24 protein-coding genes are annotated in these 26,778 nt (G+C 73.5%); 18 read left to right on the forward strand and 6 right to left on the reverse strand.

Going from position 1 to position 26,778, the window contains the following annotated elements; genetic code table 11:
- Nucleotides 1–203: 203 nt before the first annotated feature.
- The 3 genes from ABWK59_RS09055 to ABWK59_RS09065 all read left to right on the forward strand — a co-directional run bounded on the left by ABWK59_RS09055 (nt 204) and on the right by ABWK59_RS09065 (nt 2,347).
- Nucleotides 204–767 (forward strand): hypothetical protein, encoded by a 564-nt coding sequence (locus ABWK59_RS09055; RefSeq protein WP_354639426.1) that lies wholly within the window; start codon nt 204–206, stop codon nt 765–767.
- Nucleotides 768–890: 123 nt separating this feature from the next.
- The gene (locus ABWK59_RS09060; RefSeq protein WP_354639428.1) at nt 891–1,607 is read left to right on the forward strand and encodes a DUF3105 domain-containing protein; all 717 of its coding nucleotides are present in this window, start codon (nt 891–893) and stop codon (nt 1,605–1,607) included.
- Between the two features lie 107 nt (nt 1,608–1,714).
- A complete protein-coding gene (locus ABWK59_RS09065) occupies nt 1,715–2,347 on the forward strand; it encodes a DUF305 domain-containing protein (protein ID WP_420492913.1) in 633 nt (210 codons plus the stop codon).
- A gap of 128 nt (nt 2,348–2,475) precedes the next feature.
- Here the strand turns inward: ABWK59_RS09065 and ABWK59_RS09070 are convergent, their stop codons facing one another.
- Nucleotides 2,476–3,987 (reverse strand): MFS transporter, encoded by a 1,512-nt coding sequence (locus ABWK59_RS09070; protein WP_354639432.1) that lies wholly within the window; start codon nt 3,985–3,987, stop codon nt 2,476–2,478.
- Nucleotides 3,988–4,122: 135 nt separating this feature from the next.
- On the opposite strand from ABWK59_RS09070, the gene ABWK59_RS09075 reads away from it, so the two are divergent.
- The gene (locus ABWK59_RS09075) at nt 4,123–4,662 is read left to right on the forward strand and encodes a MarR family winged helix-turn-helix transcriptional regulator (protein ID WP_354639434.1); all 540 of its coding nucleotides are present in this window, start codon (nt 4,123–4,125) and stop codon (nt 4,660–4,662) included.
- Between the two features lie 33 nt (nt 4,663–4,695).
- On the opposite strand, the gene ABWK59_RS09080 is transcribed toward ABWK59_RS09075, so the two are convergent.
- Both ABWK59_RS09080 and ABWK59_RS09085 read right to left on the reverse strand, forming a co-directional pair.
- Nucleotides 4,696–5,202 carry a methylated-DNA--[protein]-cysteine S-methyltransferase gene (locus ABWK59_RS09080; protein ID WP_354639436.1) on the reverse strand — a complete coding sequence of 169 codons (507 nt, stop codon included), beginning with the start codon at nt 5,200–5,202 and terminating at the stop codon, nt 4,696–4,698.
- Nucleotides 5,199–6,770, reverse strand: coding sequence for a DNA-3-methyladenine glycosylase 2 family protein (locus ABWK59_RS09085; RefSeq protein ID WP_354639437.1), 1,572 nt, complete (start codon nt 6,768–6,770; stop codon nt 5,199–5,201). The genes ABWK59_RS09080 and ABWK59_RS09085 overlap by 4 nt, the downstream gene beginning before the upstream one ends.
- 229 nt (nt 6,771–6,999) lie before the next feature.
- On the opposite strand from ABWK59_RS09085, the gene ABWK59_RS09090 reads away from it, so the two are divergent.
- Together ABWK59_RS09090 and ABWK59_RS09095 are read left to right on the forward strand one after the other, a co-directional pair.
- Nucleotides 7,000–8,064, forward strand: a complete 1,065-nt coding sequence (locus ABWK59_RS09090; protein WP_354644882.1) for a LacI family DNA-binding transcriptional regulator — start codon at nt 7,000–7,002, stop codon at nt 8,062–8,064.
- An 85-nt stretch (nt 8,065–8,149) separates the two neighbouring features.
- Nucleotides 8,150–8,581: an ASCH domain-containing protein gene (locus tag ABWK59_RS09095; RefSeq protein ID WP_354639439.1), complete on the forward strand. Its 432-nt coding sequence runs from the start codon at nt 8,150–8,152 to the stop codon at nt 8,579–8,581.
- Nucleotides 8,582–8,687: 106 nt separating this feature from the next.
- Here the strand turns inward: ABWK59_RS09095 and ABWK59_RS09100 are convergent, their stop codons facing one another.
- Complete coding sequence (locus ABWK59_RS09100) at nt 8,688–11,576, reverse strand: glycosyl hydrolase (RefSeq protein WP_354639441.1); 2,889 nt, start codon at nt 11,574–11,576, stop codon at nt 8,688–8,690.
- A 346-nt stretch (nt 11,577–11,922) separates the two neighbouring features.
- On the opposite strand from ABWK59_RS09100, the gene ABWK59_RS09105 reads away from it, so the two are divergent.
- The 4 genes from ABWK59_RS09105 to ABWK59_RS09120 all read left to right on the forward strand — a co-directional run bounded on the left by ABWK59_RS09105 (nt 11,923) and on the right by ABWK59_RS09120 (nt 16,575).
- Entirely contained in the window at nt 11,923–13,224 is a 1,302-nt protein-coding gene (locus ABWK59_RS09105; RefSeq protein ID WP_354639443.1) for an extracellular solute-binding protein, read from the forward strand.
- Nucleotides 13,225–13,285: 61 nt separating this feature from the next.
- Nucleotides 13,286–14,257, forward strand: coding sequence for a carbohydrate ABC transporter permease (locus ABWK59_RS09110; RefSeq protein ID WP_354639445.1), 972 nt, complete (start codon nt 13,286–13,288; stop codon nt 14,255–14,257).
- A gap of 5 nt (nt 14,258–14,262) precedes the next feature.
- A complete protein-coding gene (locus tag ABWK59_RS09115; protein ID WP_354639447.1) occupies nt 14,263–15,099 on the forward strand; it encodes a carbohydrate ABC transporter permease in 837 nt (278 codons plus the stop codon).
- Nucleotides 15,100–15,144: 45 nt separating this feature from the next.
- The gene (locus ABWK59_RS09120) at nt 15,145–16,575 is read left to right on the forward strand and encodes a GH1 family beta-glucosidase (RefSeq protein ID WP_354639449.1); all 1,431 of its coding nucleotides are present in this window, start codon (nt 15,145–15,147) and stop codon (nt 16,573–16,575) included.
- 76 nt (nt 16,576–16,651) lie between these two features.
- Here the strand turns inward: ABWK59_RS09120 and rsgA are convergent, their stop codons facing one another.
- Nucleotides 16,652–17,743 carry a ribosome small subunit-dependent GTPase A gene (gene rsgA, locus ABWK59_RS09125; protein ID WP_354639451.1) on the reverse strand — a complete coding sequence of 364 codons (1,092 nt, stop codon included), beginning with the start codon at nt 17,741–17,743 and terminating at the stop codon, nt 16,652–16,654.
- 288 nt (nt 17,744–18,031) lie between these two features.
- Nucleotides 18,032–19,318, reverse strand: coding sequence for a YihY/virulence factor BrkB family protein (locus tag ABWK59_RS09130; RefSeq protein WP_354639453.1), 1,287 nt, complete (start codon nt 19,316–19,318; stop codon nt 18,032–18,034).
- Nucleotides 19,319–19,527: 209 nt separating this feature from the next.
- Between ABWK59_RS09130 and ABWK59_RS09135 the strand changes: the two genes are divergently transcribed.
- From ABWK59_RS09135 to ABWK59_RS09170, 8 genes are all read left to right on the forward strand, one after another.
- Complete coding sequence (locus ABWK59_RS09135; RefSeq protein WP_310593185.1) at nt 19,528–19,611, forward strand: putative leader peptide; 84 nt, start codon at nt 19,528–19,530, stop codon at nt 19,609–19,611.
- 186 nt (nt 19,612–19,797) lie between these two features.
- Nucleotides 19,798–21,522: a nitrite/sulfite reductase gene (locus tag ABWK59_RS09140; protein WP_354639455.1), complete on the forward strand. Its 1,725-nt coding sequence runs from the start codon at nt 19,798–19,800 to the stop codon at nt 21,520–21,522.
- Nucleotides 21,519–21,695, forward strand: coding sequence for a hypothetical protein (locus ABWK59_RS09145; protein ID WP_354639457.1), 177 nt, complete (start codon nt 21,519–21,521; stop codon nt 21,693–21,695). Before ABWK59_RS09140 ends, ABWK59_RS09145 begins: the two co-directional genes overlap by 4 nt.
- On the forward strand, nt 21,679–22,377 hold the full coding sequence (locus tag ABWK59_RS09150; protein WP_354639459.1) for a phosphoadenylyl-sulfate reductase: 699 nt from the start codon (nt 21,679–21,681) through the stop codon (nt 22,375–22,377). Before ABWK59_RS09145 ends, ABWK59_RS09150 begins: the two co-directional genes overlap by 17 nt.
- Nucleotides 22,378–22,409: 32 nt before the next feature.
- Nucleotides 22,410–23,006, forward strand: coding sequence for an adenylyl-sulfate kinase (gene cysC, locus ABWK59_RS09155; RefSeq protein WP_354639461.1), 597 nt, complete (start codon nt 22,410–22,412; stop codon nt 23,004–23,006).
- Nucleotides 23,003–23,941, forward strand: coding sequence for a sulfate adenylyltransferase subunit CysD (cysD, locus tag ABWK59_RS09160; protein ID WP_354639463.1), 939 nt, complete (start codon nt 23,003–23,005; stop codon nt 23,939–23,941). Before cysC ends, cysD begins: the two co-directional genes overlap by 4 nt.
- Before the next feature lie 2 nt (nt 23,942–23,943).
- A complete protein-coding gene (locus tag ABWK59_RS09165; protein ID WP_354639465.1) occupies nt 23,944–25,281 on the forward strand; it encodes a sulfate adenylyltransferase subunit 1 in 1,338 nt (445 codons plus the stop codon).
- A 224-nt stretch (nt 25,282–25,505) separates the two neighbouring features.
- On the forward strand, nt 25,506–26,660 hold the full coding sequence (locus ABWK59_RS09170) for an aliphatic sulfonate ABC transporter substrate-binding protein (protein ID WP_354639467.1): 1,155 nt from the start codon (nt 25,506–25,508) through the stop codon (nt 26,658–26,660).
- Nucleotides 26,661–26,778 lie beyond the last annotated feature (118 nt).

Below are 26,778 nucleotides of genomic sequence, written 5' to 3' on the forward strand. Positions count from 1 at the left end.
AGATGGACGGCGGTGTCCGGCATTCGGGGACAACCGCCGGACGGGTGGGCCAGGGATCCGGCCACCGTCCCCGCGGCCGGTCGGCAGTCCCCCGAAACCGCCCCGAACAGGGACTTCGCCGCACGGAACGGACCGTCTGCCAAGGGAAACCGATGGTCGCCGAGGGGCACCGCTTCACCTGTTCGGCTGATTAATATGTGCGCATGACCGCGCCAGGCACCATCGCACCCCCGCCGGGGAGGCCCGCGTCCGCGGGCGGCCGCCCGGCTGCGGCGCTGTGGGTGCTGCTGCTGGTCGGGCTGCTGATGGCCCTGCCGTGCGCCGGCCGTGCCAAGGCCGCGACCACCCGGACGCCGTCCGCCTCACCGGCCGCCGCCGGGGTCGCCGGTCCGCAGGCCGCGACCGGAACCACCGCTCCGGAGGCCGCCGCGGTCCCCGGCCGGGAGCGCCCGGCCGTCCACGCGCACCCCGTCGCCCACCGGCACTCCGCCGGGCACGGGGTGGCGGTGGACGCCACCGACCCCGACGGTCACCCGTTCACCTGGTGCACCGCGGACGGCGGGGACCCGGAGCCGGGAAAGGGCTGCACCAGCCACCCGTTCTGCGGGCCCGAGGCCCAGCTGCCGAACGCCCCGCCCCAGCCGGCCGCCGTCCCCGCGCCGCGGCCGGCCGCCCCGCAGGCCCTGCCGCGCGGCACCCCGCTCGGCGTCCTCGCCGGACCGGACCACGCACCCGACCTCCACGTCCTGCAGGTCCACCGCTCGTAGGCGGAACCCACCGCCGGCCGCACCCCCGCCCCCGCGGGGCGCCGCGCCGACGGGTCCGCTGCCCCCGTCACCCCCGCATACCGCCGCGCCCCAGGGCCCGGCGGGGACAAGGAAACAACTTCCATGGGTTCCGCCTCCAAGCAGTCCGGCAAGGGCTCCAACAACCCGGCCGCCCGCGTCAGCGGCAAGCAGGCCCAGGCCGACCGCCGGGCCAGAATCGCCGAGCTCCGCGCCGCCGAGCAGCGCCGCGACCGCCGCAACAAGTTCTTCGCCATCGGCCTGGCCGGCGTCCTGCTGGCCGGCATGGTCGGCGCCGGCACCTGGATCGCCCTGGACGCCAAGGCGAAGCAGGACAAGAAGGACGCGGCCGCGGCCGCCGCCGTGCAGGCCAAGAAGGACGCCGCCAACGTGCCGATCGAGGGCGTGCAGACCTTCGAGAACCTGGGCCGCAACCACGTCCAGACCCCGGTCGCCTACCCGCAGACCCCGCCGGTCGGCGGTGACCACAACCCGCTCTGGCTCAACTGCATGGGCAACGTCTACGACCAGCCGGTGAAGAACGAGAACGCCGTCCACTCGCTGGAGCACGGCGCGGTCTGGGTGACCTACAACGCGCAGGCCTCCGCCGACGACATCCAGAAGCTGTCGGCGAGGGTCAAGGCCACCCCGTACTCCTTCATGAGCCCGTACCCGGAGGAGAAGGGCGCCATCACGCTGACCGCGTGGGGGACCCAGCTGACGATCGAGAAGGCCGACGACCCTCGGGTCGAGCAGTTCTTCACCAAGCACGTCCAGGGTCCGCAGACCCAGGAGCCGGGTGCGTCGTGCAGCCTCCAGTGACCGGCCCCGAGCAGCCCGCCGAGGGCTCCGCGACCGGTTCCGCGACCGGCTCCGAGCACCCGTCGGCCGACGGCGTCGCGTCCGCCGGTGCGTCCGGCGGGCGGCGGATGCTGCTGTGGTGGCCGGCCGCGCTGGCGGCGGCGGTCGCCCTCTGCCTGGGCGTGCCCGCGCTGGTCACGGGCGGCGGCAGCAGCAGCGCCGCCGGTACCGCCGCGGCGGCGGCGACCCCGGCCACCGACTCGGCGGAGGCCGGGTTCGCCCGCGACATGGCCGCCCACCACCAGCAGGCGATCGACATGTCGTTCATCGTCCGCGACCGCACCCAGGACGCCGCCGTGCGGACCCTGGCCTTCGACATCATCAACACCCAGGCCAACCAGCGCGGCATGCTGATGGGCTGGCTCGACCAGTGGGGTCTGACCCAGGCCTCGCCGGCCCGGCCGATGGCCTGGATGGGGCACACCTACGAGCCGCACGACGGTTCGCTGATGCCCGGCATGGCGACCAACACCGACCTGGCGAAGCTGCGCACGCTCAGCGGGCAGGACGCCGAGGTGTTCTACCTGCAGCTGATGATCGAGCACCACAAGGGCGGCGTGGCCATGGCCCAGGCCTACGTGGACGCCTCCAGGAACGAGGTGGAGAAGCGGCTCGCGACCACCATGGTCAACGGGCAGCGCTCCGAGATCGACCTCATCACCTCGATGCTGGCGGAGCGCGGCGCCAAGCCGCTCTCCTGACCCGCACGGCCCTCGACCGGGGTGCCACCCGCCGCCCGCCCGGGCCGGCCGGGTGGCACCCCGGTGGCGTCCCGGCCCCGAGCACTCCGCCTCTCCGGGGCCCCTCCGCCTTTCCGGGCCGCCCGGGGTCAGCGGGTGAGGCGGGCCGAGAGGACGGCCGTGCCGCCGAGCAGGAGGAGGACGGTCCGGCCGCCGACCGCGGGCCCGGCGAGGTGGACGCCGAGCACCGGAAGGGCGGTACCGAGGGCCGTGCCCAGGCCGCGGACCATGCTCACCAGCCCGCCGCCGGCCGCCGCGCTGGCCGCCGGGACGGCCCGCATCACCACGGCGTTGTTGGCCGGGAGCAGCAGGCCGAGCCCGTAGCCGGTCACCAGCAGGGCGGGGACGGCGGTGCCGGAGGCGACCGGGAGCAGGGCGAGGGCGAGCAGTCCGGATCCGGCGGTGAGCGCGCCCGCGCGGCAGCGGACGGCGTCGGACCAGCTCCGCGGCAGCAGGGCGCCGCCCGCCGTGGCGGCGAGGGCGAAGGCGGCCGGCAGGGCGGTGATCACCAGCCCGGCGGTGCCGACCGGGACCCCGGCGCCGGCCAGCACCACCGGTCCGAGGACCAGCGGGCAGAACAGCAGCAGGTAGCCGATCAGCGCGACCAGCAGGCCGGCCCGGATCCCGGGCGTGTTGACCAGGCCGGGCGGGATGACCGGGCGGTCGGCGCGCTGCTCCTGGCGGGCCAGCAGGACGGCGAGCAGCCCGGCGGCGAGCAGCAGCGCGACCACCGCCCAGGCGGGCAGGGGCAGGCCGGAGGCGGTGGAGAGGGCCAGCAGGAAGGCGGTGGAACTGCCGGCGAGCAGGAGCAGTCCGAGCAGGTCGAACCGGGACTCGCGGGGCTGCCGTCCGCGGGTTCCGGTGGCGGGCTCGGGCTGTCCGCCGGTTCCGGTGGCGGGCTCGGGCTGTGGACGCGGGCCCGGGGCGGGATCCATCGGGGCGGGGTGGTCAGGCCGGGTTCGGGGCAGCAGGAACCAGCCGGCGGCCAGGCCGAGGACGCCGATCGGGACGTTGATCCAGAACGCCCAGCGCCAGGAGGCGTGGGCGACCAGCAGCCCGCCCAGGGTGGGACCGAGCGCCAGCCCGAGGGCCTGGGCGGCGGCCTGGATGCCGAGGGCCCGCCGCATCGCCCGCTCGGGTACCCCGCGGGCCACCAGGGCTACGCTGTTGGCCTGCATCATCGCCCCGCCGATGCCCTGGACCGCGCGCCAGGCGACCAGCGCCGCCAGGTCGCCGGAGGAGCCGGCGCCGAGGGAGGCCGCGGCGAAGACCGCGAAGCCGCCCAGGTACACGGTCTTCCGGCCGACCAGGTCGGAGAGCCGTCCGATCGGGGCGAGCAGGGCGACGAGGACCAGCAGGTAGGCGAGCGCCACCCACTCCACGGCGGCGAACCCGGCGTCGAAGCGGTGCTGGAGGGCGGGGAAGACCAGGGCGGTGACGCTGGCGGTCAGCTGGCCGAGGAAGGCGCCGAGGCAGACGGTGCCCACGGCCAGCCAGTGGGCGTGCCGCCAGCGGGCGATCACCCGCGGCCGGGGTCGCTCCGCCGGGAACCGGCCGTCGAGCAGGCGGGTGCGGCGACGGGCGCCGTGGTCGGTCCTCACGACGCCAATATATCGGCATCCGACATACTCGGAGGACGATCAGGTCTGCGGACGATTGGATCCGGTCGTCGAGTTGTCCATCCCGCGTACTGGTCAGTGACCGAGGGTTCGGCGCCGAGCCGATACGCTGTCGCCATGTCGCCGCAGTTCGAAGCCCTCCCCGCGCCGTCCGGACCGTCCGGACCGTCCGCGCCGCACGCGCCGTCCGCGCTGGAGGAGGCGGCCGCCGTGGAACTGGCCCAGCGGCTGACCGATGTGATCACCCGACTGCGGCGGGCCCTGCGGAGCAGCATCCGCACCGACTACCCGTGGGAGTCGCTGCCGATGGCGCAGGTGGAGCTGCTGCAGACGCTGGCCGCCGCCCCGCTGCGGGTGGGCGAGCTGGCGGCCCGGCAGCGGCTGGCGCCGAACACCGTCAGCGGGCTGATCGGCAAGCTGCTGGAGGCCGGGTTCGTCGACCGCCAGCCCGACCCGGGCGACCGCCGCACCGCCCGGATCGCCCTGACCGACGCCGGGCGGCAGCAGCTGCGGGACTGGCAGCGGGCCCACGAGCACCGCCTCGCCGACGCCCTGGAGAGCCTGTCCCCCGCCGACCGGGACGCCGCCATGCTCGCCCTCCCCGCCCTCGACCGGCTGGCCCGCGCCCTCACCGCCCCCGACGACCGCACCCCCTGAGGCCACCCAAGTCCTGCCGGCGACCGTCAGCCGTCAGAACAGGGTGGCGCCGCGCTCGTGGTCGAGGAGCCAGCGCTTGCGGTCCACCCCGGCGGCGAAGCCGGTGAGGGCTCCGTTGGCCCCCATGACGCGGTGGCACGGCCGGACGATCAGCAGCGGGTTGGCCCCGACCGCGCCGCCCACCGCCCGGACCGCCCGCGGCGACAGCCCGACCGCCTCGCCGAGCCCGCCGTAGGTGATCGTCCCGCCGTACGGGACGTCGTCCAGCGCGGCCCACACCCGCTGCCGGAAGGCGCTGCCCTCCGGCGCCAGCCGCAGGTCGAACTCGGTCAACTCCCGGGCGAAGTAGGCAGTCAACTGCTCCACCGCGGGCGCCAGCGCCTCCTCGTCCGGCAGCCAGCCGTCGCCCGGCTCCGCCAGGGCGCCCTTCTGCCCGGGGGCGGTGACCGCGGTGAGGGCGAGCGGCCCGTCGCCGTCCACCACGCCGCTGAGCAGCAGCCGGCCGAGCGGGCTGTCCATGGTCGTGAACACGGTGGTCACGGTGTCTCCTCCGTCCCCGCCGCGACGGCGACGAGCCGGTCCGGTGCGACTGCGGCCCCGGGTCCGGGGCCGGCGGCCTCCCCCGTCGCCGCCAGCCAGAGGCGGTGCACCGCGTACGAGCGCCACGGCGCCCAGGCCCGTGCGGTGCGTTCGGCGGACCGCGGGTCGCCCGGCAGGCCGAGCCGGGCCAGGCCGTGCCGGACGCCGACGTCGCCGGGCAGGAAGACGTCCGGGTCGGCGAGGGCCCGCATCCGCAGGTAGCCGACCGTCCACGGGCCGATGCCCGGCAGCGCGAGCAGGTCCGCGGCGGCCTGCTCGCGGTCCACGCCGCCGTCCAGCCGGACGGCCCCCTCGGCGAGGGCGGCGCACAGGCCGCGCAGCGCCCGGCGGCGGGAGTCCGGCATCGCCAGGTCCGCGTCCTCGGCTCCGGCCAGCGCGGCGGCGGTCGGGAACAGCAGGCGCAGACCGCCGCTGGGCCGCGGCAGGGCCGCGCCGTACGTCTCGGCGAGCCGCGCGGCCAGGGTGCGGGCGGCGGCCACGGTGATCTGCTGGCCGAGGACGGCGCGGGCGGCGAGCTCGTGCGGGTCGACATGGCCGGGCGAGCGCAGCCCCGGCCGGGCCCGGACCAGGGCGCCCAGGCCGTGGTGCGCGGCGAGCTGCTCGTCCACCGCGTCGGGGTCGGCATCCAGGTCGAACAGCGCGCGGAGCCGGTGCACGGCGGTGGTCAGGTCGCGCAGGTCGGTGAGGGTGAGCCGGCAGTCCAGCCAGCCGCGGGTCGCGGGGTCGGCGCCGCCGAGGCCGTCCACCTCGGCGATTCCGTGGCCGTACGGGAGGGCCAGGGTGCGGCGGTAGGTGCGGACGCCGGGCCGCCCGCCGGGGACCACCTCCTCCACGCCGGGGACCGCGCGCAGGGCCAGGAAGTCGATCAGGTGGTCGCTGTCCAGCGCGCCCCGGTAGGCGAGCCTCAGGCTCAGCGTGCCGGCGGTCGCGCCGACCGTGCGGCGACCGGTGGCACGCTCGGCCCGCAGGCCGCTCGGGGTGCGGTCGTACACCTCGCGGACGGTGTCGTTGAACTGCCGCACGGAGGCGAAGCCGGCCGCGAACGCGATCTCGGTGACCGGGAGTTCGGTGGTCTGCAGGAGCAGCCGGGCGGTCTGCGCGCGCTGGGCGCGGGCCAGCGCCAGGGGGCCCGCGCCGAGTTCCGCGGTGAGCTGCCGCTGGAGCTGGCGGGCGCTGTAGCCGAGGCGGGAGGCCAGGCCGGCGACACCCTCGCGGTCCACCACGCCGTCGCCGATCAGCCGCATGGCGCGGCCGACCAGGTCGGCGCGGTGGTTCCACTCGGGCGAGCCCGGCACCGAGTCCGGCCGGCACCGGCGGCAGGCGCGGTAGCCCGCGCCCTGGGCGGCCGCGGCGGTGGGGTAGAAGGTGCAGTTCACCCGCTTCGGGGTGACCGCCGGGCAGCTCGGGCGGCAGTAGATGCCGGTCGTCCGGACCGCGGTGAAGAAGACCCCGTCGAAGCGGGAGTCCCGGCTGTCCACGGCCCGGTACCTGGTCTCGTCGTCGATCACGCTGTCCAGTCTGCGCCATCCGGGAGGCGGTCGACTGGCGGGAATCGGACACGACGGTCGGGCCGGACCGGCGGTGGCCGGTGGGTCCGGGCGGCTTCCGGGGCACTCCCGACCGGTGGGACGGGCAGCTTCTGGGAGCGCTCTCAGAAATTCCGGCCCGCCACCCGATAGGCTTTCCGCGAACGGTCCCGTCGGTACCGTGCGGTCCGTGCGAGAGGAGCCCAGGGTGGTGCAGCAGCAGCGGCCGTCGGCCGAGGCCGGCGAGGCCGGATCCCCCTCCCGCCCGACGCTGGAGTCGGTGGCCGAACGGGCCGGGGTGTCCCGGGCCACCGCCTCCCGGGTGGTCAACGGCGGCGCCGGCGTCCGCGAGGCCCTGCGGGAGAAGGTGCTGCGGGCCGTGGAGGAGCTCGGGTACGTCCCGAACCTCGCCGCCCGCACCCTGGTCACCCGCCGCAACCAGGCCGTCGCCGTGGTCGTCGCCGAACCCGAGAGCCGGCTCTTCTCGGACCCCTTCTTCGCCCAGCACCTGCGCGGCATCAGCCGCGAACTGTCCGCCGCCGACAACCAGATGGTGCTGCTGCTGATCGAGGAGCAGCGCGACTACGACCGGGTCGGCCGGTACCTGGCCGGCGGGCACGTGGACGGTGCGCTGCTGTTCTCGCTGCACAGCGCCGACCCGCTGCCGGAGATGGCCCGGCGGGTCGGCCTGCCGTTCGTGGTCGGCGGACGGCCCGGCTGGCCCGGCGCCGAGTCCGACCGGGACCTGGTGTACGTCGACAGCGACAACCGCGGCGGCGCCCGGCTCGCCGTCCAGCACCTCCAGTCCCTCGGCCGGACCCGGATCGCCACCATCACCGGCCCGCTCGACCAGACCTCCTCGATGGACCGACTGGACGGCTACCGCGACCTGCTGCCCGACGGCGACCCCGAGCTGATCGCCGAGGGCGACTTCACGCCCGAGGGCGGAATGCGGGCGATGTCCGAACTGCTGGAGCGGAGGCCGGAGTTGGACGCCGTCTTCGCGGCCTCCGACCTGATGGCCTCGGGGGCGCTGCGGGTCCTGCGGGCGGCCGGACGCCGCGTCCCGGAGGACGTCGCGGTGGTCGGCTTCGACGACCTCGAATCGGTCGCCGCCTGGACGGAGCCGACGCTCACCACCGTCCGCCAGGACATCGAGGGCATGGGACGCCTGATGGCCCGCCTCCTCCTCCGCCGCCTCACCGGCCCCACCCCGGGCCCCGGCCCCACCTCCGTCATCACCCCCACCCGCCTCATCACCCGCCACTCCGCCTGACCCCGGCGAACACGCGCCCCCATGGCTGGCCGGTTACCCGGAAAATCCGTCGGCGTGGCGGGTGGCCGCGGTTAGGGTCGGCCCCATGAGTGACGAGAGTGGTTGGGCCGGCCTGCCGAAGGCGGAGTTCGCGTTTCCGGGCCCGCTGCGGGACCAGCTGGTGACCGCGATCCTGGACGGCGTGAAGACGAGCACCACCGGCGTGCTCGCCGAGTACGAGAAGTACGAGGAGCCGCTGCCCGTGGTGGGCCAGCGGCAGGTGGTGGTGGACTCGGCGGACCGTCCGGTGGCGGTGATCGAGCTGACGGAGGTCCGGGTGGCGCCGCTCGCCGAGGTGGATCTGCAACACGCGGTGGACGAGGGCGAGGGCTACACCACGGTCGCCGAGTGGCGGGCCGGGCACGAGAGGTTCTGGCACGGCGCCGAAGTGCGGGAGGCCATGCAGGACCCGGAGTTCACCGTCGACGACACCACGCAGCTGGTGCTGGAGCGCTTCCGCCTGGTCGAACGCATCTGAGCCAGCGGGCCCACGGGCACACGGGCACACGGGCGCCCCGGACCCGCCGCGCGGGTCCGGGGCCGTCGGCCACCGGCTGGACCAGCCGCCGGCCGGCGCGTGCCCGTCAGTCGAACGGGATCCGCAGCACCGAGGCGCTCCCCTGCGCCTGGGCGGCCCCGACCCGCAGCTGGGCCGGGCCGTTCCCGATCGCGGACCAGACCTCGATCCGCACCGTCCCGTGGGCCAGGTCGCCCAGCGTCCCGGTGGCGGACTGGAGTCCGGCCGTGCCGGCGGAGTACCGCTCCCAGCCGGTGACCGGGTCGGTGGCGAAGTACCGGTAGGTCTCGGTGCGGTCGATGCTGCCGTCACCGGTCAGGTCGTACGAGACGCGGGCCTGCTGGCCGAGCGCGACGGCCGTCCCGGCGTCGAGGAAGAGGTCGAACCCGGTGGAACCGCCCGCCCGCAGGGTGCCGTTGACGTTGCGGATCTCGTACACCTTCGCCTGGTACGGCGTGCCGTCGTGGTTGGCGCCGCCGGCCGAGGGGACGGTGTCGGCGGCGGCCCCGCTGCCGTACGCCGTGCTGAGCGCGCCGCCGGGCTGCAGGTAGAACGTGTTCCCGGTGCTCGGCGGCGGCAGCGTCGGCGAGGGGGACGGCGTGGGCGAAGCGGTGGGTGAGGAGGACGGGGACGGTGACGGCGACGGGTCGGTCCCCCCGCTGCCGCCGTCCTGGAAGGAGCCGCGCTCGCTGGCGGTGGAGCGGGCCGGGACGGTGAGCGTGTAGCCGTCGGAGAACCGGATGGTGCGCGCCGCGGTGCTGAAGTTGTGGGCGACGTGGGTCCGGGTGCCGCCGTTGGTGAAGACGGCCGCGGTGGGGCTGTCGGCGGTGGTGGCCGGGTCGAGGGTGCCGAGGACGGCGAGGTTGCCGATCCAGTGGTAGGTGTGGGCCTTGGACTCGCCCTCCTCCGGGGTGTAGCCGGCGTTGCCCGCGTTCCAGTCGGCCTTGGCGGCGGCCGGGTCGGCGAGGGCCTCGAACTCCCAGAGCAGGTCGCGCCAGTCGGTGAGGGCGCCGCCGTTGTTCGCCCTGAGCTCGGCGAGGTTGGCACGGACGGCGTCCTGGCGGCGCGCGAGGTAGAGCGAACCGCCGTTGACCGGGAGGACGTTGATGCCGTGGATCATGCCGGGGCTGGCCGTCCACCAGGTGGCGTAGGCGGCGCCGCTGCCCCAGACCATTCCGGCGGTGTCGTGGCCGAAGGAGGCCGGGAAGACGGCGTGGTCGGCGTCGAACCAGTACTGCGCCACGGCGTTCGCCTCGGTGGTGTACAGGTAGACGCCGAGGTCGCGCAGGGTGGTGTCGCCGGTGGCGGCGCCGTAGAGGACCAGCGCGGAGCTGAAGTTCAGCGACTCGGAGGAGGACTCCTGGTTGTTGCCGGCTGCGAACCCGGCGTGGCCGGAGGCCCAGGCGTGGCCGGCGTACGGGTCGAAGCTGCGCAGCCAGGGGAAGCGGGTGTCCGCGCGGTCGGTGTTGGCCGCGTCCTTGGCGAGCAGCTTGACCATGCCGCCCCAGGCGTTGTCGGCGGCCCAGGCGGTGTCGTAGCGGGCGACGGTGGCGGCGGCCTGGATGAAGTAGGCGTAGTGGAAGTGGTGGTCGTTGAGCTCGGCGTCGCTGCCGTAGGAGGCGGGGTAGCCGATCAGGGTCTTCCAGGTGGAGTCGTAGGCGAAGACCGGTGAGCCGGTGCCGCGGAACCAGGTCTGCAGCTTGCCCTTGATCAGGCCGAGCAGCTTGTCGCGGGTCGCGGTCTCACCCAACTGGTCGGCGATCGGGACGAGTTGGGCGAGACGTCCGAGGGCCTTGCCGGTCCAGTAGGTGTCGGTGGCGCCGGCGAAGGGGTCGGCGGCGTCGGCCTGGGCGCGCAGGAGGGCGGTGAGCTGGGCGCGGTCGGTTCCGCCGGCGTCGGGCAGCGAGGGCAGCACGCCGCTGGTGCGCTGCACGGTGGTGAAACCGCCGCCCTGGCGGACCTTCATCTCGCCGCGGGGCGAGGTGTAGGTGAGGGCGGTGAGCGGGTCGGCGGTGGCCTGCCACTGGTGCCGGTAGAGGGCGAGCAGGGTGCCGGTCTGGCTGCCCTCCTGGGGCACGGTGGTGGCGGTGTAGGTGGTGGTGAGGGTGCCGGCGGAGGGCTGGAAGTCCCAGCCGACCCGGGTGTCGGTGACGAAGCTGTAGGCGTAGGTCCGGAACAGCGCGAGGTCGGCCGGGGAGGGCAGGACGGCGACGGAGAAGTAGTCCTTGCCGCCGAGCGCGGCGCTGAGGCTGCTGCCGCTGACCGTCCAGTCGGTGCCGCTCGGGGCGAACAGGCCGTAGTGGTGGCCGCCGACGGTGATGCCGAGGACGTTGCCCTGGTCGGCGAAGACGGTCGGGGCGGTGGCGGTGGTGATCTGCGCGGCGCCGCCGGTGGCGTGGGCGTAGACGTAGGGCAGGCCGTGGCCGATGGTGGCGGTGAGCGCGTGGGCGCCGTCCGACCAGGACGGCGTGACCGTCCAGTCGCTCCAGCCGTCCACCTTGGTGTCGGGGGAGTTCAGGCCGCTGACGCCGAGGGTGAGGTCCCGGGTGTGGCTGTGGTCGTACTGGCGGCCGTCGGAGGTGACGGTCGGGGTCGTGGGGTAGCCCACCTCCAGGCCGGAGGCCACCGCCTTGAAGGTGAAGGGGTGGGCGTAGAGGTTCTCGGAGTACGGGTTGCCCGCGTAGCGCTGGTAGATCAGCGAGGACCACCAGTCGTTGGTGGGCGCGGCCTTCCCGGCCGCGTTCGGGGTGACCTTGGGGGTGACGGGGGCGCCGTCGCTGTTGCCCGGGCCGACGGTGCCGGCGGGGCGGGTGTCGGCGTAGCCGCCCAGGCCGACCGGGACGGTGGAGGCCGCGGCCGCCTGGCCGGCGCCGACCGTGGCGGTCAGCGCGGCGGCGGCCGCCAGGGCCAGCGCGGTCGCGGCGGCGGCCGCCCCGCGCAGGGATCTGTCCTTCATCGGATCCACCTCGGGTGGGGGACGGTGGTCAGTGAGAGCGCTCTCAGCGCCGGACGGTAGGGGCGGCGCCACGGGGGTGTCAACGCTTCCGGCAGGACTTGGTGCGTTCGGATTCTGAAGGCATGCACGGAAGTCCCCGCGCAGATTACGTTCAGATATCGACCACTTGACGAACGAACTCCAGGAGCGGCACGCTGCCACCGCTGAGAGCGCTCTCACAAGGCGCTCCGGTGCACCGCCCCCGGCACCACCCCCGCAGCAACCGCTAACGCAGCACCCAGCGCCACCCACTCGGCAGCACCCCCGCAGCACCCCACCCTGCCCAGCCCATCCCGGAGGCCCCTCCATGCGCCCGTTCAGAACCCGCCGCACCGCCACCGCCGCAGCCGCGACCGTCCTCGCCACCGGGCTCCTCGTCACCGGGTGCGGCTCGGGCGGCGGCTCCGCGGACGCGGCCGGCGGCAAGGTGACCCTCACCGTCGACCTCTTCGGCACCTTCGGGTTCAAGGAGGCCGGCCTCTACGAGGAGTACACGCAGCTGCACCCGAACGTCACCATCAAGCAGACCGACACCCAGGACGAGGGCCAGTACTGGCAGACCCTGCAGACCAAGCTGGCCGGCGGCGGCGGGCTCGCCGACATCCAGGGCCTGGAGGTCGGCCGGGTGGCCAGCGTGGTGCGCAACCAGGCGGACAAGTTCACCGACCTGGGCAGCCTCGGCATCGGCGGGGTGAACGACGGGCTGGTGCCGTGGAAGGGCGCCGCCGTGAAGACCGCCGACGGCAAGGTGCTCGGCGCCGGCACCGACATCGGCCCGGAGGCGATCTGCTTCCGCACCGACCTGTTCAAGGCCGCCGGACTGCCCACCGACCGCGCCGAGCTGGCCGCGAAGTGGTCCACCTGGCAGGGCTACCTGGAGCTGGGCCGCAGCTACGTCGGCAAGGCGCAGCCCGGCAACGCCTGGACCGACAGCGCGGCGGGCATGTTCACCGCCGAGGTCGGCCAGCAGAAGGTCCGGTACGCCGACGAGGGCGGCAAGGCCGTGCACGACTCCAACCCGGCCGTGAAGAACGCCTGGCAGGACTCGGTCACCCTGGTCACGGACGGGCTGTCGGCCAAGCTGCCGCAGTGGACCCCGGAGTGGAACAAGGCCTTCACCACCGGAAAGTTCGCCACCCTGAGCTGCCCGGCCTGGATGATCGGCTACATCAAGGGGCAGGCGGGCCAGGCGGCCTCCGGCACCTGGGACGTCGCGCCCGGCCCGGGCCGTACCGGCAACTGGGGCGGCTCGTACCTGACCGTGCCGAAGACCGCCAAGCACCCGAAGGAGGCGGCGCAGCTGATCGCCTGGCTGACCGCCAAGGAGCAGCAGGCCAAGCTCTTCACCAAGCAGGGTTCCTTCCCGTCCAGCACGGGGGCCCAGGCGGAGATCAAGTCGGTGACCGACCCGTACTTCAACAACGCGCCGATCGGTGAGATCTTCAGCGAGTCCGCGGCGAACATGCCGGCGCAGGTGCTGGGCACCGAGGACGGGGTGATCGGCAAGGCGTTCACGGACGCGCTGGGCGAGGTGGAGCGGACCGGCACCGCGCCGGCCACCGCGTGGCAGCACGCGCTGGACAACATCAAGAAGGCCGCCGGCAACTGACGACCCACCAGCCCACCGCCCCGGCCGGGCCGCCGGCCGGGGCTCCCGGGAGGACTCCCCCATGGCCACCACCACTCCCCCGGCGCTGAGCGCCGGGCGGGGCCCCGAACCCCCGGTCCCCGCCGCCCCGGCGGCGAAGGGCCGACCACGCCGGTCCGGCCGGCTCGCGCCGTACGGGTTCGTCGCACCGTTCTTCGTGCTGTTCGCCGCGTTCGGCCTGTTCCCGCTGCTGTACACGGCGTACGTCTCGCTGCACCGGGTGGAGCTGCAGACCGCCGACCGGATGGACTGGCTCGGCCTGCAGAACTACACGAGGCTGTTGGACGACCCGTTCTTCTGGAAGGCGCTGGGGAACACCTTCACCATCGGCGTGCTGTCGACGGTGCCGCAGCTGCTGATGGCGCTCGGCCTGGCGCACCTGCTGAACTACCGGCTGCGCGGCCGGACCTTCTTCCGGGTGGCGATGCTGCTGCCGTACGCCACGTCGGTGGCGGCGGCGACCCTGGTCTTCGCCCAGCTCTTCGGCCGTGACTACGGTCTGATCAACTGGGTGCTCTCCTCGGTCGGGCTGCACCCGGTGGACTGGCAGGCCGAGACCTGGGCCTCCCAGGTCGGCGTCTCGACCATCGTCACCTGGCGCTGGACCGGCTACAACGCGCTGATCTACCTGGCCGGGATGCAGGCGATCCCGGGCGAGCTGTACGAGTCGGCCGCGATGGACGGCGCCAACCGCTGGCAGCAGTTCCGGCACGTGACGATCCCCGGCCTGCGGCCGACCATCGTGTTCACCGTGGTGGTCTCCACCATCGGCGCCACCCAGCTGTTCGGCGAGCCGCTGCTGTACGAGGGCAGTTCGCGCGGCGGCATCTCGCACCAGTACCAGACCCTCGGCCTCTACCTCTACGAGCAGGGCTGGAGCTTCTTCCACCTCGGGCGGGCCGCGGCCGTGGCCTGGGTGATGTTCCTGCTGATCGTGGTGCTCGCCCTGCTGAACGCGGCGATCGCCGCCCGGCGCAACCGTACGGACCGGTGATCCGCATGCAGCTGACCAGGCGTTCCCCGCTGACCGGCGGGCCGCTCGCGTACACGGTGCTGATCGCCGCCACGGTGGTCTTCGCCTTCCCGTTCTACTGGACGCTGGTGGCCGCCAGCCGGTCCAACTCCGAGCTGAGCGCGGCCACTCCGGCGCTCACCCCGGGCCCTAACCTGTTCCACAACCTCGGCGAGGCGGTGCAGCAGGCCGCCATCGGCACCGCGCTGCTGAACTCGCTGATCGTCTCCGCCGCGGTCACCGCGGGTGTGGTGCTCTCCTCCACGCTGGCCGGGTTCGCCTTCGCCAAGCTGCGGTTCCGCGGCCGCGGGGTGCTGCTGGCGCTGACCGTGGGCACCATGATGATCCCGCCGCAGCTCGGGGTGATCCCGCTGTTCATGGTGATCGTGAAGCTGGACCTGCAGAACAAGCTGCCCTCGGTGATCCTGCCCTCGCTGGTCTCCGCGTTCGGTGTGTTCTTCATGCGCCAGTTCCTCGTCCAGGCGCTGCCGGACGAGCTGATCGAGGCGGGCCGGGTGGACGGCGCGTCCACGCTGCGGATCTTCCTCTCGATCGTGCTGCCGGTGGCCCGGCCGGGCATGGCCGTGCTCGGGATGCTGACCTTCATGGCCACCTGGAACGACTTCTTCTGGCCGATCGTGGCGCTGAGTTCGCAGAACCCCACGGTGCAGGTGGCGCTGAAGTCGCTCGGCCAGGGCTACGTCCCGGACCAGTCCGTGGTGATGGCCGGCGCGCTGCTCGGCACCCTGCCCGTCCTGCTGGTCTTCGGGCTGCTCGGCCGCCAGATCGTCGGCGGCATCATGCAGGGCGCCGTGAAGGGCTGACCGCCGCCGATGACCACCTCCGACTCCCCCCGCCAGGAAGGCGACATGACCGTCGAAGCGCTCCCCTCCCCCGTCCGTTCCGCGTTCCCCACCGGTTTCGTGTGGGGCGCCGCCACCGCCGCGTACCAGATCGAGGGCGCGGCGGCGGAGGACGGCCGCACCCCGTCCATCTGGGACACCTTCAGCCGGACCGCCGGGAAGGTCCGCAACGGCGACACCGGCGACATCGCGGCCGACCACTACCACCGCTACCGCGAGGACGTCCGGCTGATGGCCGACCTCGGCCTCACCTCGTACCGGTTCTCGCTCTCCTGGCCGCGGATCCAGCCGGGCGGGCGGGGCCCGGCGAACCCGGCCGGCCTGGACTTCTACGACCGGCTGGTCGACGAGCTGCTCGGCCGGGGCATCGCCCCCGTGGTCACCCTCTACCACTGGGACCTCCCGCAGGAGCTGGAGGACGCCGGCGGCTGGACGGTCCGGGACACCGCGCACCGGTTCGCCGAGTACGCGGCGCTCGCCGCCGACCGGCTCGGCGACCGGGTCGCCACCTGGACCACCCTCAACGAGCCCTGGTGCAGCGCCTTCCTCGGCTACGGCAACGGCTACCACGCCCCCGGGCGGACCGACCACGCCGCCGCGCTGGCCGCCCACCACCACCTGCTGCTGGCCCACGGGCTGGGCACCGCCGTGCTGCGCGACCGGCTGCCGGCCGGCACCCAGGTCTCGCTGACCCTCAACCTGGCCGCCGTCCGCCCGCTCAGCACCGCGCCGGGCGACCTGGACGCGGCCCGCCGGATCGACGGCCTGGCCAACCGGATCTTCCTGGACCCGGTCTTCCGCGGCCGCTACCCCGAGGACGTGCTCGCCGACACCGCGCACCTCACCGACTGGTCCTTCGTCCGGGAGGGCGACCTCGCCGAGATCTCCCGCCCGGTCGACTCCCTCGGCATCAACTACTACACGCCCACCGTGGTCGCCGCCGCCGAGCCGGCCGACCTCGCAGGACCGCGCGAGGACGGCCACGCCGCCGAACTCTCCCCCTGGCCGGCCGACGAGGGCATCCGCTTCCTGCCCGCCGAGGGCAACCGCACCGCGATGAACTGGCCGGTGGACGCCGACGGGCTGTACGAGCTGCTCATCCGGCTGCGCGACGAACTGCCGGGCCTGCCGCTGCTGGTGACCGAGAACGGCGCCGCGTACGAGGACTACAGCGACCCCTCCGGCGCGGTCCGCGACCCGGAGCGGATCGCCTACCTGCACGCCCACCTGGACGCCGTCCGCCGGGCGGTCGCCGAGGGCGCGCCGGTGCGCGGCTACTTCCTCTGGTCGCTGCTGGACAACTTCGAGTGGGCGTACGGGTACAGCAAGCGGTTCGGCATCGTGCACGTGGACTTCGCCAGCCAGCGGAGGACGCCCAAGGAGAGCGCCCGCTGGTACGCCGAGGTGATCCGCACCGGGGACCTGCCCCCGGCGTGAGGCGGGGACGGCCGTGGCCGCCCCGGGGACCCGTCACCCCGGGGCGGCCACGGCCGTCGTCGTACCCGCGCGCCGGTCAGCGGTGGCGGACCGGGCTGTTCGCGCCGCGCATGCTCTTGGTGATGTTCTTCCACTCCTTGGCCCGCTCGGCGCGCAGCCGGGCGTCGGAGCGGGAGGCGATCCAGGCGCTCTCCTTCTGCAGCTTCACGTAGCTCTCCCAGCGCCGCTCGGGGAGCGTCCCGTCCTCGCGCGCCGCGAGGACGGCGCAGCCGGGCTCGGAGGTGTGGCTGCAGTCGTCGAAGCGGCAGTCGGCGGCGAGCTCCTCGATCTCGCTGAACGCGTGGGCGAGGCCCTCGCCGCCGTACAGGCCGACGCCGCGCAGGCCGGGGGTGTCGATCACCACGCCGCCGCCGGGCAGCGGGATCAGCTCGCGGGTGGTGGTGGTGTGCCGGCCCTTCTCGTCCACCGAGCGGACCTGCTGGACGACCATCACCTCGGACCCGGCCAGGGCGTTGGTGAGGGTGGACTTGCCGGCGCCGGACTGGCCGATCAGGGCGGTCGTGCCGGTGGTGCAGGCGCGCAGGACGTCGATGCCCTCACCGGTCTCGGCGCTGACGACCAGCACCGTGACCCCGGGGGCGATGCCCTCCACGTCGGCGCGGACGAACTCGGCGTCGTCCACCAGGTCGGCCTTGGTCAGCGCGACCAGCGGCTCGGCGCCGGACTCCCACGCCAGGGCGAGGAAGCGCTCGATCCGGCCCAGGTCGGGGTCGGCGGCGAGCGAGACCGCGATCAGGACGGTGTCGATGTTGGCGGCCAGCAGCTGACCCTCCGAGCGCTTGCCGGAGGTCTTGCGGACGATGGCGGTGCCGCGCGGCAGCAGGGCGCTGACCACGGGCATCGGCGAGGCGGACAGGTCGACGGCGGCCCAGTCGCCGGTGCACGGGTTCTTGAGCACGTCCGGATCGCCGACCGGACGGGAGTCGGCCCGGACGGTACGGACCTCGCCCGTCCCGGGGTCGGCCACGACGACGTCGCAGCGGCCGCGGTCGACGCGGGCGATCCTGGCAGGGGTGAGGCCCGCCTCGGCGAGGGGGGCGAAATCGGCGGCCCGGTCGTCATTCCAGCCGAAGCCGGACAGCGGGTGGGCAGCGGAAAGCGAAGACAACGTAGGGGTGACCCTTCGGGAGGGTGGCCCCGGCGGCGCGCCGGACGGCGGCGCGTGCGGGAAGGATCGGTCAGCCGGAGACCACGGGGGTGAGAACGGGGGTGAGAACGGGGGACTTCTGTGCGCGGGCAGCGCTCATCGCGGCGACAGACATCGGGCCACACCTCCACATCTCGAACAGCCTCGCGGGGCAGCCCCGACCGGGCGCCCTCTCGATCGTGCCCCACCGTAGCGGACCGGACTCCGCCCCCGTCAACCGGTTTTCCCGGGCTCCGACGGGGCCGTTCCTCAGGGCTCGCCCCAGGGGGGTCGGGGCGGGTAGGACGGGGGCGCCGGGGGCCGGCTGGGCCGGTCGGCGTCGGGCGGGGGCGGGGTGGGGCGGCGGTGCGGGTTGTGCGGCGTGATGCGGCCCCGCAGGTTGGCCGGCGGGAGGACCTCGGCCCACCGCTCCGGGTACTCCGACGGCGGCGCGTCCTCCTCGTCCTCCTCGTCGAGGTCCTCCTCGTGCCCTTCCCCGAGCCCCAGCTCCCGGGCCCGCCGGGCCCGTTCGACGGCCCGCCGGGCGGCGGCCTCGCGGACGAAGGTGGCGGCGGCCTCCTCCTCGGCGCGCTCGTGCTCGGCGCGGGCGTCGGCGGTCTCGACGCTGGGCCAGCGCCGGTCTATCGCCGCGTTCATCGCGGCGCCGATCAGGACGGCGAGCGCGATCACGCCGATCCAGAGCAGGACGGCGACGGGGGCGGCCAGCGATCCGTAGACCGAGGGCACCTCGACCGAGCTGACCAGGTAGAGGCGGAGCAGGACGCTGCAGACCACCAGGACGACCAGGGCCACCAGGGCGCCGGGGATGTCCTCGCGCCAGGGCGTGCGGGCGGGGACGGCGACGTGGTAGAGGGTGGTGAGGAAGATGATCAGCAGCAGGATGGCGGTGGGCCAGTACAGGGCGTTGACCAGTCCCGCGGAGTCGGGGAGGCTGTGCACGATCAGCCCGGGGCCGGCCACCAGCAGCGGCAGCACCAGGGAGCCGATCAGCAGGGCGCCGAGGTAGAGGCCGAGGGACATCAGCCGGGTCTTGACGATGCCGCGCTTGCCGTCGAGGCCGTACATCACGGTGATGGTGTCGATGAAGATGTACAGCGCCCGGGAGCCGGACCAGAGGGAGAGCAGGAAGCCGATCGAGATCAGGTCGGGGCGCGGGCTGTTGAAGACGGTGTTGAGCACCGGTTTGACGATCTGCTCGACCGAGTCGGGGGTGAGCAGCTTCCCGGATGCCGAGACGATGTCCTGTTCGAGCTTCTCGATGGTGCCGGCGCCGAGGATGTCGTCGAGGTAGCCGAGGGTGCCGGCGAGGCAGAGCAGCAGGGGCGGGATGGAGAGCAGGGTGAAGAAGGCCGCCTCCGCCGCGAGACCGGTGACCCGGTACTCGACGCAGGTGTTGACGGTGTCCTTGATCAGCTCCCACAGCGTGCGCCGCCAGGTGGCGCGCTTGGCCGCGCGCCGGCGCCCGCCCCGGCGGCGCGCGGGGCGCTCCGCGGACCGGCCGTGGCTCTCCTGTGAGGTCCTGCCTGCTGCTTGCACGCCCCTACGGTACTGGGCCGCACCCCTGCCGCCGCGCACGCGTACGCGCGCGGGGACCGCGACCGGCCGGCGGGCCCGTGCCGGGCGGGCGGCGGGCGGCACCTGGCATGGTGTGCGGGTTCCCGATTCCGTCTCGCCCTGCGAAACTCCCGGGTCCAGCATGCGGACGTCGGTGGACCGGGGGTCGTTCGCCGTGCGAATCTCTTGCCATGCCTAGCGCCGGAACCACCCTGGTTGGTCGACTCCACGTCGACCTCCTCCGCGTGTCCAGCGCCATCTGTCCGGTGACCTGAGCCCACCCCGCCGCCACCACCGCACCCGGCGCCACCACTCGCCCATCCCCGCCGAAGCGGATGCGCGGGCGCCCTCCGGCCAGGGTCACTGCTTTCCGAGATCTGCTGCAACCAGCAGGTCAGAGCAGTTCCGCGCCCGGGGAATGCCAGTACCCCGCACCATGCCAGCTGCTTAAGGACGACACCATGGCCCCTACTCCCGAAACGGTCGAGCCCCCGGTCGACAGCGCCCCCGCGCGCCGTCCCGCCGCCGCCCGCAAGGTGACCCGCCACCGCGGCGAGGGCCAGTGGGGCATGGGCCACTACACCCCGCTGAACGCCAACGAGCAGTTCAAGAAGGACGACGACGGTCTCAATGTGCGGACACGCATTGAGACGATCTACGCGCACCGCGGCTTCGACTCGATCGACCCGGCCGACCTGCGCGGCCGGATGCGCTGGTGGGGTCTGTACACCCAGCGCAAGGAGGGCATCGACGGCGGCAAGACCGCGATCCTGGACCCGCACGAGCTGGACGCCGAGTTCTTCATGCTGCGGGTCCGCATCGACGGCGGCCGGCTGACGGTGGCCCAGCTGCGGGCGATCTCCGAGGTCTCCGAGCAGTACGCCCGCGGCACCGCCGACCTGACCGACCGGCAGAACGTCCAGTACCACTGGATCCGGATCGAGGACGTCCCGGCGATCTGGCAGAAGCTGGAGGCCGTCGGCCTGTCCACCACCGAGGCGTGCGGCGACACCCCGCGCGTCATCCTGGGCTCGCCGGTGGCCGGCATCGCCGAGGACGAGATCATCGACGGCACCCCGGCCATCGAGGAGATCCATCGCCGCTTCATCGGCAACAAGGAGTTTTCCAACCTGCCGCGCAAGTTCAAGTCGGCGGTCTCCGGCTCGCCGCTGCTGGACGTGGCCCACGAGATCAACGACGTCGCCTTCGTCGGCGTGGAGCACCCCGAGCACGGCCCGGGCTTCGACCTCTGGGTCGGCGGCGGCCTGTCCACCAACCCCAAGCTGGGTGTCCGGCTGGGCGCCTGGGTGCCGCTGGACGAGGTCGCCGACGTCTACGGCGGTGTCATCGGCATCTTCCGCGACTACGGCTACCGCCGCCTGCGCAACCGGGCCCGGCTGAAGTTCCTGGTCGCCGACTGGGGCGCGGAGAAGTTCCGCCAGGTGCTGGAGGACGAGTACCTCAAGTACCGGCTGGTGGACGGCCCCGCGCCGAAGGAGCCGGGTGGCCGCTGGCGCGACCACGTCGGCGTCCACCGCCAGAAGGACGGCCGGTTCTACGTCGGCTTCGCGCCGCGGGTCGGCCGGGTCTCCGGCAAGACGCTCGGCCTGATCGCCGAACTCGCCGCCGAGCACGGCTCGGACCGGCTGCGCACCACCGCCGAGCAGAAGATGCTGATCCTCGACGTCGCCGAGGACCGGGTCGAGTCGCTGGTGGCCGGCCTGGAGGCGCTGGACCTGCGGGTCACCCCGTCGCCGTTCCGCCGCGGCACCATGGCCTGCACCGGCATCGAGTACTGCAAGCTCGCCATCGTCGAGACCAAGGAGCGCGGCCGCACCCTGATCGACGAACTGGAGCGCCGCCTGCCGGAGTTCGACGAGCCGCTGACCATCAACATCAACGGCTGCCCGAACGCCTGCGCCCGGATCCAGGTCGCGGACATCGGTCTCAAGGGCCAGCTGGTCACCGACGAGAACGGCGAGCAGGTCGAGGGCTACCAGGTGCACCTGGGCGGCGCGCTCGGCCTGGAGGCCGGGTTCGGCCGCAAGGTCCGCGGCCTCAAGGTCACCAGCGCCGGCCTGCCCGACTACGTCGAGCGCGTGCTGACCCGCTACCGGGCCGACCGCGCCGAGGGCGAGCGGTTCGCCCAGTGGGCGGCCCGGGCCAGTGAGGAGCAGCTGTCGTGAGTGAGCGTGCTGCGCCTTTCCACTGCCCGTACTGCGGGGACGAGGACCTGCGTCCCTCGGAGGCCGGACACGGCGCCTGGGAGTGCCACAGCTGCCGCCGCGCCTTCCAGCTGAAGTACCTGGGCCTGCTGTCACCGACCAACGGGGGTACGCCGGATGAGCACCGCCACTGACTACGAGGCGCTGGCCACGGCGGCCGGCCGGGACCTGGAGGAGGCGACCCCGCAGGAGATCCTGCAGTGGGCCGCCGACACCTTCGGCAAGCGCTTCTGCGTCACCTCCTCGATGGAGGACGCGGTGGTCGCCCACCTGGCCGCCTCGGTCCTCCCCGGCGTGGACGTGGTGTTCCTGGACACCGGCTACCACTTCGCGGAGACCATCGGCACCCGGGACGCGGTGGCGGCGACCATGAAGGTCAACGTCATCACGCTCACCCCGGCCCTGTCGGTGGCCGAGCAGGACGCCCGGTACGGTCCGCGGCTGCACGACCGGGACCCGGACCTGTGCTGCTCGCTGCGCAAGGTCGAGCCGCTGAACCGCGGCCTCGGCGGGTACGACGCCTGGGCCACGGGCCTGCGCCGCGACGAGTCGCCGTCCCGTGCGAACACCCCCGTGGTGGCCTGGGACCCGAAGCGCCGCAAGGTGAAGCTGGCCCCGATCGCCCGCTGGACCCAGGAGGACGTGGACGCGTACGTGGCCGCCAACGGCGTGCTGCTCAACCCGCTGCTGTGGGAGGGCTACACCTCGATCGGCTGCTCGCCGCTGTCCTGCACGGCCAAGCCCGGCGAGGGCGAGGCCGGCCGGGCGGGCCGCTGGGCCGGCTCCGGCAAGACCGAGTGCGGCATCCACCTCTGACCAGTCGTCTTTTCTCGCGTAAGGAACACACCGTGACAGTTCACACCCCGGCCGCCGACGGAGCCGCAGAGGCGGCCCCCGCGGCCGCCACCTGCGAGCGCGGCGCCACCGTGTGGCTGACCGGGCTGCCCAGCGCGGGCAAGACGACCCTCGCCTTCGCCCTGGCCGAGCGGCTGCGCGCCGAGGGCCACCGGGTGGAGGTCCTGGACGGCGACGAGATCCGGGAGTTCCTCTCCAAGGGCCTCGGGTTCTCCCGGGAGGACCGCCACACCAACGTGACCCGGATCGGCTTCGTCGCCGAGAAGCTGGCCGCCAACGGCGTCAAGGTGCTCGCCCCGGTGATCGCCCCCTACGCCGACTCCCGGGCCGCGGTCCGCGAGCGGCACTCCGCCCAGGGCACCGAGTTCCTGGAGATCCACGTCGCGACCCCGGTCGAGCTCTGCTCCGAGCGGGACGTGAAGGGCCTGTACGCCAAGCAGGCGGCCGGCGAGCTCTCCGGCCTGACCGGGGTGGACGACCCGTACGAGGCTCCGGCCGACCCGGAGCTCCGCATCCAGACGCAGGGCCGTTCGGTGGCCGAGTCCGCCGCCGAGCTGCACTCCTTCCTGACCGAGAGGGGCCTGGCATGACGACCGCCACGCACAGCCTCGTCGAGACCGGCGAGAACCCCTTCGCGCTGTCGCACCTGGACACCCTCGAGGCCGAGTCGGTGCACATCTTCCGCGAGGTGGCCGGCGAGTTCGAGCGTCCCGTGATCCTCTTCTCGGGCGGCAAGGACTCCATCGTCATGCTGCACCTGGCGCTCAAGGCGTTCCGCCCGGCGGCGGTCCCGTTCGCGCTGCTGCACGTGGACACCGGGCATAACTTCCCCGAGGTGATCGCCTACCGCGACCGGGTGGTGGCCGAGCACGGTCTGCGGCTGCACGTGGCCAGCGTGCAGGACTTCATCGACGACGGCCGGCTGCGCGAGCGCCCGGACGGCACCCGCAACCCGCTGCAGACCGTGCCGCTGCTGGACGCCATCGAGTCCAACCGCTTCGACGCGGTGTTCGGCGGCGGCCGCCGGGACGAGGAGAAGGCCCGCGCCAAGGAGCGCGTCTTCTCGCTGCGCGACGAGTTCGGCGCCTGGGACCCGCGCCGCCAGCGCCCCGAGCTGTGGTCGCTGTACAACGGCCGGCACGCGCCCGGCGAGCACGTCCGGGTCTTCCCGCTCTCCAACTGGACCGAGCTGGACGTCTGGCAGTACATCGAGCGCGAGGGCATCGAGCTCCCGGAGATCTACTACGCCCACGAGCGCGACGTGTTCCGGCGCAACGGGATGTGGCTGACCGCCGGCGACTGGGGCGGCCCCAAGGAGCACGAGACGGTGGAGCGGAGGCTGATCCGCTACCGCACGGTGGGCGACATGTCCTGCACCGGTGCCGTCGACTCCGACGCCGCCACGATCGCGGAGGTCATCACCGAGATCGCCGCCAGCCGCCTCACCGAGCGCGGTGCCACCCGGGCCGACGACAAGCTCTCCGAGGCCGCCATGGAAGACCGCAAGCGCGAGGGGTACTTCTAACCATGAGCACCACCCAGGAAGCCACCGCCACCTCGCTGCTGCGCTTCGCCACCGCGGGCAGTGTCGACGACGGCAAGTCGACCCTGGTCGGCCGGCTGCTGCACGACTCCAAGTCGGTGCTGGCGGACCAGCTGGAGGCGGTCGAGCACGCCTCCCGCAACCGCGGGCAGGAGGCGCCCGACCTGGCGCTGCTGACCGACGGCCTGCGTGCCGAGCGCGAGCAGGGCATCACCATCGACGTGGCGTACCGCTACTTCGCCACCGCCCGGCGCCGGTTCATCCTCGCCGACACCCCGGGGCACGTGCAGTACACCCGGAACATGGTGACCGGCGCCTCCACCGCCGAGCTCGCCGTGGTCCTGGTGGACGCCCGCAACGGCGTGGTCGAGCAGACCCGCCGGCACGCCGCGGTGGCCGCGCTGCTGCGCGTGCCGCACGTGGTGCTGGCGGTCAACAAGATGGACCTGGTCGACTACGCGGAGCCGGTGTTCGCCTCCATCGCCGCCGAGTTCACCTCCTACGCCGCCTCGCTGGGCGTCAAGGACGTGGTCGCGGTCCCGATCTCGGCGCTGGCCGGGGACAACGTGGTCGAGCCGTCCGCGCACATGGACTGGTACGGCGGCCCGACCCTGCTGGAGCACCTGGAGACCGTGCCGGTCGGCAGCGACCCGAGCGAGGAGCCGGCCCGCTTCCCGGTCCAGTACGTGATCCGGCCGCAGACCGAGGAGCACCACGACTACCGGGGCTACGCCGGGCAGTTGGCCTCCGGCGTGCTGCGGGTCGGGGACACCGTCACGGTGCTGCCCTCCGGCCACACCACCACCGTCGCGGGCATCGACGCGCTCGGCGAGGAGACGGACATCGCCTGGGCCCCCCAGTCGGTGACCGTCCGGCTCGCCGACGACATCGACGTCTCCCGCGGCGACCTGATCGCGGCCGGCCCGGCCCCGGCGCCCACCAAGGACGTCGAGGCCACCGTCTGCCACCTCAACGAGCGTCCGCTGCTGCCCGGCGCCAAGGTGCTGCTCAAGCACACCACCCGGACCGTGCGGGCCCTGGTGAAGGAGATCTCGTACAAGATCGACATCACCTCCGCGGCCGGCGACCAGGGCCTCGAACAGCGCTCCGGCGCCCAGGGGTTGCAGGTCAACGACATCGGCCACGTGGTGCTGCGCACCGCCGAGCCGCTGGCGCTGGACGCCTACACCGACAACCGTCACACCGGCTCGTTCCTGCTGATCGACCCGGCCGACGGCACCACCCTCACCGCCGGCATGGCGGGCGAGGCCTTCGAGACCGTACGTATCGGCGACGCACCCGACGAGGAGGACTGGGTCTGATGCCCAGCGAGGCGTTCTCGGGCATGGACAAGGAAGGCGGCCGCATCGGCAGCGGCGTCCTCGGCAGCGGCCAGGGCGGCCTGACGCGATGTGGAGGGGGACAGGGCTGAGCCCCTGTCACCGGGCCGGCCTTCCCCCAGCAGCGCCGGCCCGGCCTGCCCCGGCATGCGACATGCCGCAGCACCGCTCCCGTACTTCCCTCTCCCATGGACAGGACGACTCTCATGGCACCGAACACCTCCGTCCCGCATACCCCGAACCGCCCCGGCGCCGGCCGGATCAGACGCTCCGCCGCCGCGGCCCTCGCCGCGCTGACCGCCGCCGCCCTGCTCAGCGCCTGCGGCTACGGCGCGGCCAAGAGCGAGGACAAGTCCTCCGCCGCCCCGGCGGCCTCCGGCGGGTCGAGCGCCAAGCTCTCCGCCGACACGGTGAAGATCGGCTACTTCGGCAACCTCACCCACGCCACCGCCCTGGTCGGCCTGAAGGAGGGCCTGTTCCAGAAGGAGCTGGGCGCCACCCAGATCAAGACCCAGATCTTCAACGCCGGCCCGGCCGAGATCGAGGCGCTCAACGCCGGCTCGATCGACATCGGCTGGATCGGCCCCTCCCCGGCGATCAACGGCTTCACCAAGTCCAACGGCAGCTCGCTGCGGATCATCGGCGGCTCCGCCTCCGGCGGCGTCAAGCTCGTGGTGAACCCGGAGAAGATCAAGAGCCTGGACGAGCTCAAGGGCAAGAAGATCGCCACTCCGCAGATCGGCAACACCCAGGACGTGGCGCTGCTCAACTACCTGGCGGAGAAGGGCTACAAGGTCGACGCCCAGTCCGGCGGCGGCGACGTCTCGGTGGTCCGCACCGACAACAAGGTGACCCCGGACGCGTACAAGTCCGGCTCGATCGACGGCGCCTGGGTACCCGAGCCGACCGCCTCCAAGCTCGTCACGCTCGGCGCCAAGGAGTTGCTGAACGAGAAGGACATCTGGCCGGACAAGAAGTTCGTCATCACCAACATCATCGTCTCGCAGAAGTTCCTCACGGAGCACCCGGACGTGGTGGAGGCCGTGCTGCGCGGCTCGGTGAACGCCAACGCCTGGATCAAGGCCAACCCGGACAAGGCCAAGGCCTCCGCCAACGCCGCCATCAAGGAGGCCGCCGGCAACGCGCTGGAGGACGCGGTCCTCGACCCGGCGTGGAAGGACATCGAGTTCCTCGACGACCCGCTGGCCTCCACCCTTCAGGCCCAGGCCGACCACGCGGTGACCGCCGGTCTGCTCAAGAAGCCCAACCTGGCCGGGATCTACGACCTGACCCTGCTCAACAAGGTGCTGAAGGCGCAGGACAAGCCGGCCGTCGCCGACGCCGGCCTCGGCGTCAAGTGAGCCGGCCGGCCGGCACCCCGTAGCTCCGCGGTCCGCGCCCCCGCCCCGCCCCCGTCGATGCCCAACCACGGGACGGGGCGGGGCCGGACCCCGGCTCCCCGCCACTCCCCCTCCGCCC

Source organism: Kitasatospora sp. HUAS MG31 (assembly GCF_040571325.1).
Taxonomy (GTDB): Bacteria; Actinomycetota; Actinomycetes; order Streptomycetales; family Streptomycetaceae; genus Kitasatospora; species Kitasatospora camelliae.

Coding starts and splice junctions, on each gene's coding strand:
- ABWK59_RS09055 (WP_354639426.1), top strand. CDS start 204: ATGACCGCGCCAGGCACCATCGCACCCCCGCCGGGGAGGCCCGCGTCC.
- ABWK59_RS09060 (WP_354639428.1), top strand. CDS start 891: ATGGGTTCCGCCTCCAAGCAGTCCGGCAAGGGCTCCAACAACCCGGCC.
- ABWK59_RS09065 (WP_420492913.1), top strand. CDS start 1,715: ATGCTGCTGTGGTGGCCGGCCGCGCTGGCGGCGGCGGTCGCCCTCTGC.
- ABWK59_RS09075 (WP_354639434.1), top strand. CDS start 4,123: ATGTCGCCGCAGTTCGAAGCCCTCCCCGCGCCGTCCGGACCGTCCGGA.
- ABWK59_RS09095 (WP_354639439.1), top strand. CDS start 8,150: ATGAGTGACGAGAGTGGTTGGGCCGGCCTGCCGAAGGCGGAGTTCGCG.
- ABWK59_RS09100 (WP_354639441.1), bottom strand. CDS start 11,576: ATGAAGGACAGATCCCTGCGCGGGGCGGCCGCCGCCGCGACCGCGCTG.
- ABWK59_RS09105 (WP_354639443.1), top strand. CDS start 11,923: ATGCGCCCGTTCAGAACCCGCCGCACCGCCACCGCCGCAGCCGCGACC.
- ABWK59_RS09110 (WP_354639445.1), top strand. CDS start 13,286: ATGGCCACCACCACTCCCCCGGCGCTGAGCGCCGGGCGGGGCCCCGAA.
- ABWK59_RS09115 (WP_354639447.1), top strand. CDS start 14,263: ATGCAGCTGACCAGGCGTTCCCCGCTGACCGGCGGGCCGCTCGCGTAC.
- ABWK59_RS09120 (WP_354639449.1), top strand. CDS start 15,145: ATGACCGTCGAAGCGCTCCCCTCCCCCGTCCGTTCCGCGTTCCCCACC.
- ABWK59_RS09135 (WP_310593185.1), top strand. CDS start 19,528: ATGCCTAGCGCCGGAACCACCCTGGTTGGTCGACTCCACGTCGACCTC.
- ABWK59_RS09140 (WP_354639455.1), top strand. CDS start 19,798: ATGGCCCCTACTCCCGAAACGGTCGAGCCCCCGGTCGACAGCGCCCCC.
- ABWK59_RS09150 (WP_354639459.1), top strand. CDS start 21,679: ATGAGCACCGCCACTGACTACGAGGCGCTGGCCACGGCGGCCGGCCGG.
- cysD (WP_354639463.1), top strand. CDS start 23,003: ATGACGACCGCCACGCACAGCCTCGTCGAGACCGGCGAGAACCCCTTC.
- ABWK59_RS09165 (WP_354639465.1), top strand. CDS start 23,944: ATGAGCACCACCCAGGAAGCCACCGCCACCTCGCTGCTGCGCTTCGCC.
- ABWK59_RS09170 (WP_354639467.1), top strand. CDS start 25,506: ATGGCACCGAACACCTCCGTCCCGCATACCCCGAACCGCCCCGGCGCC.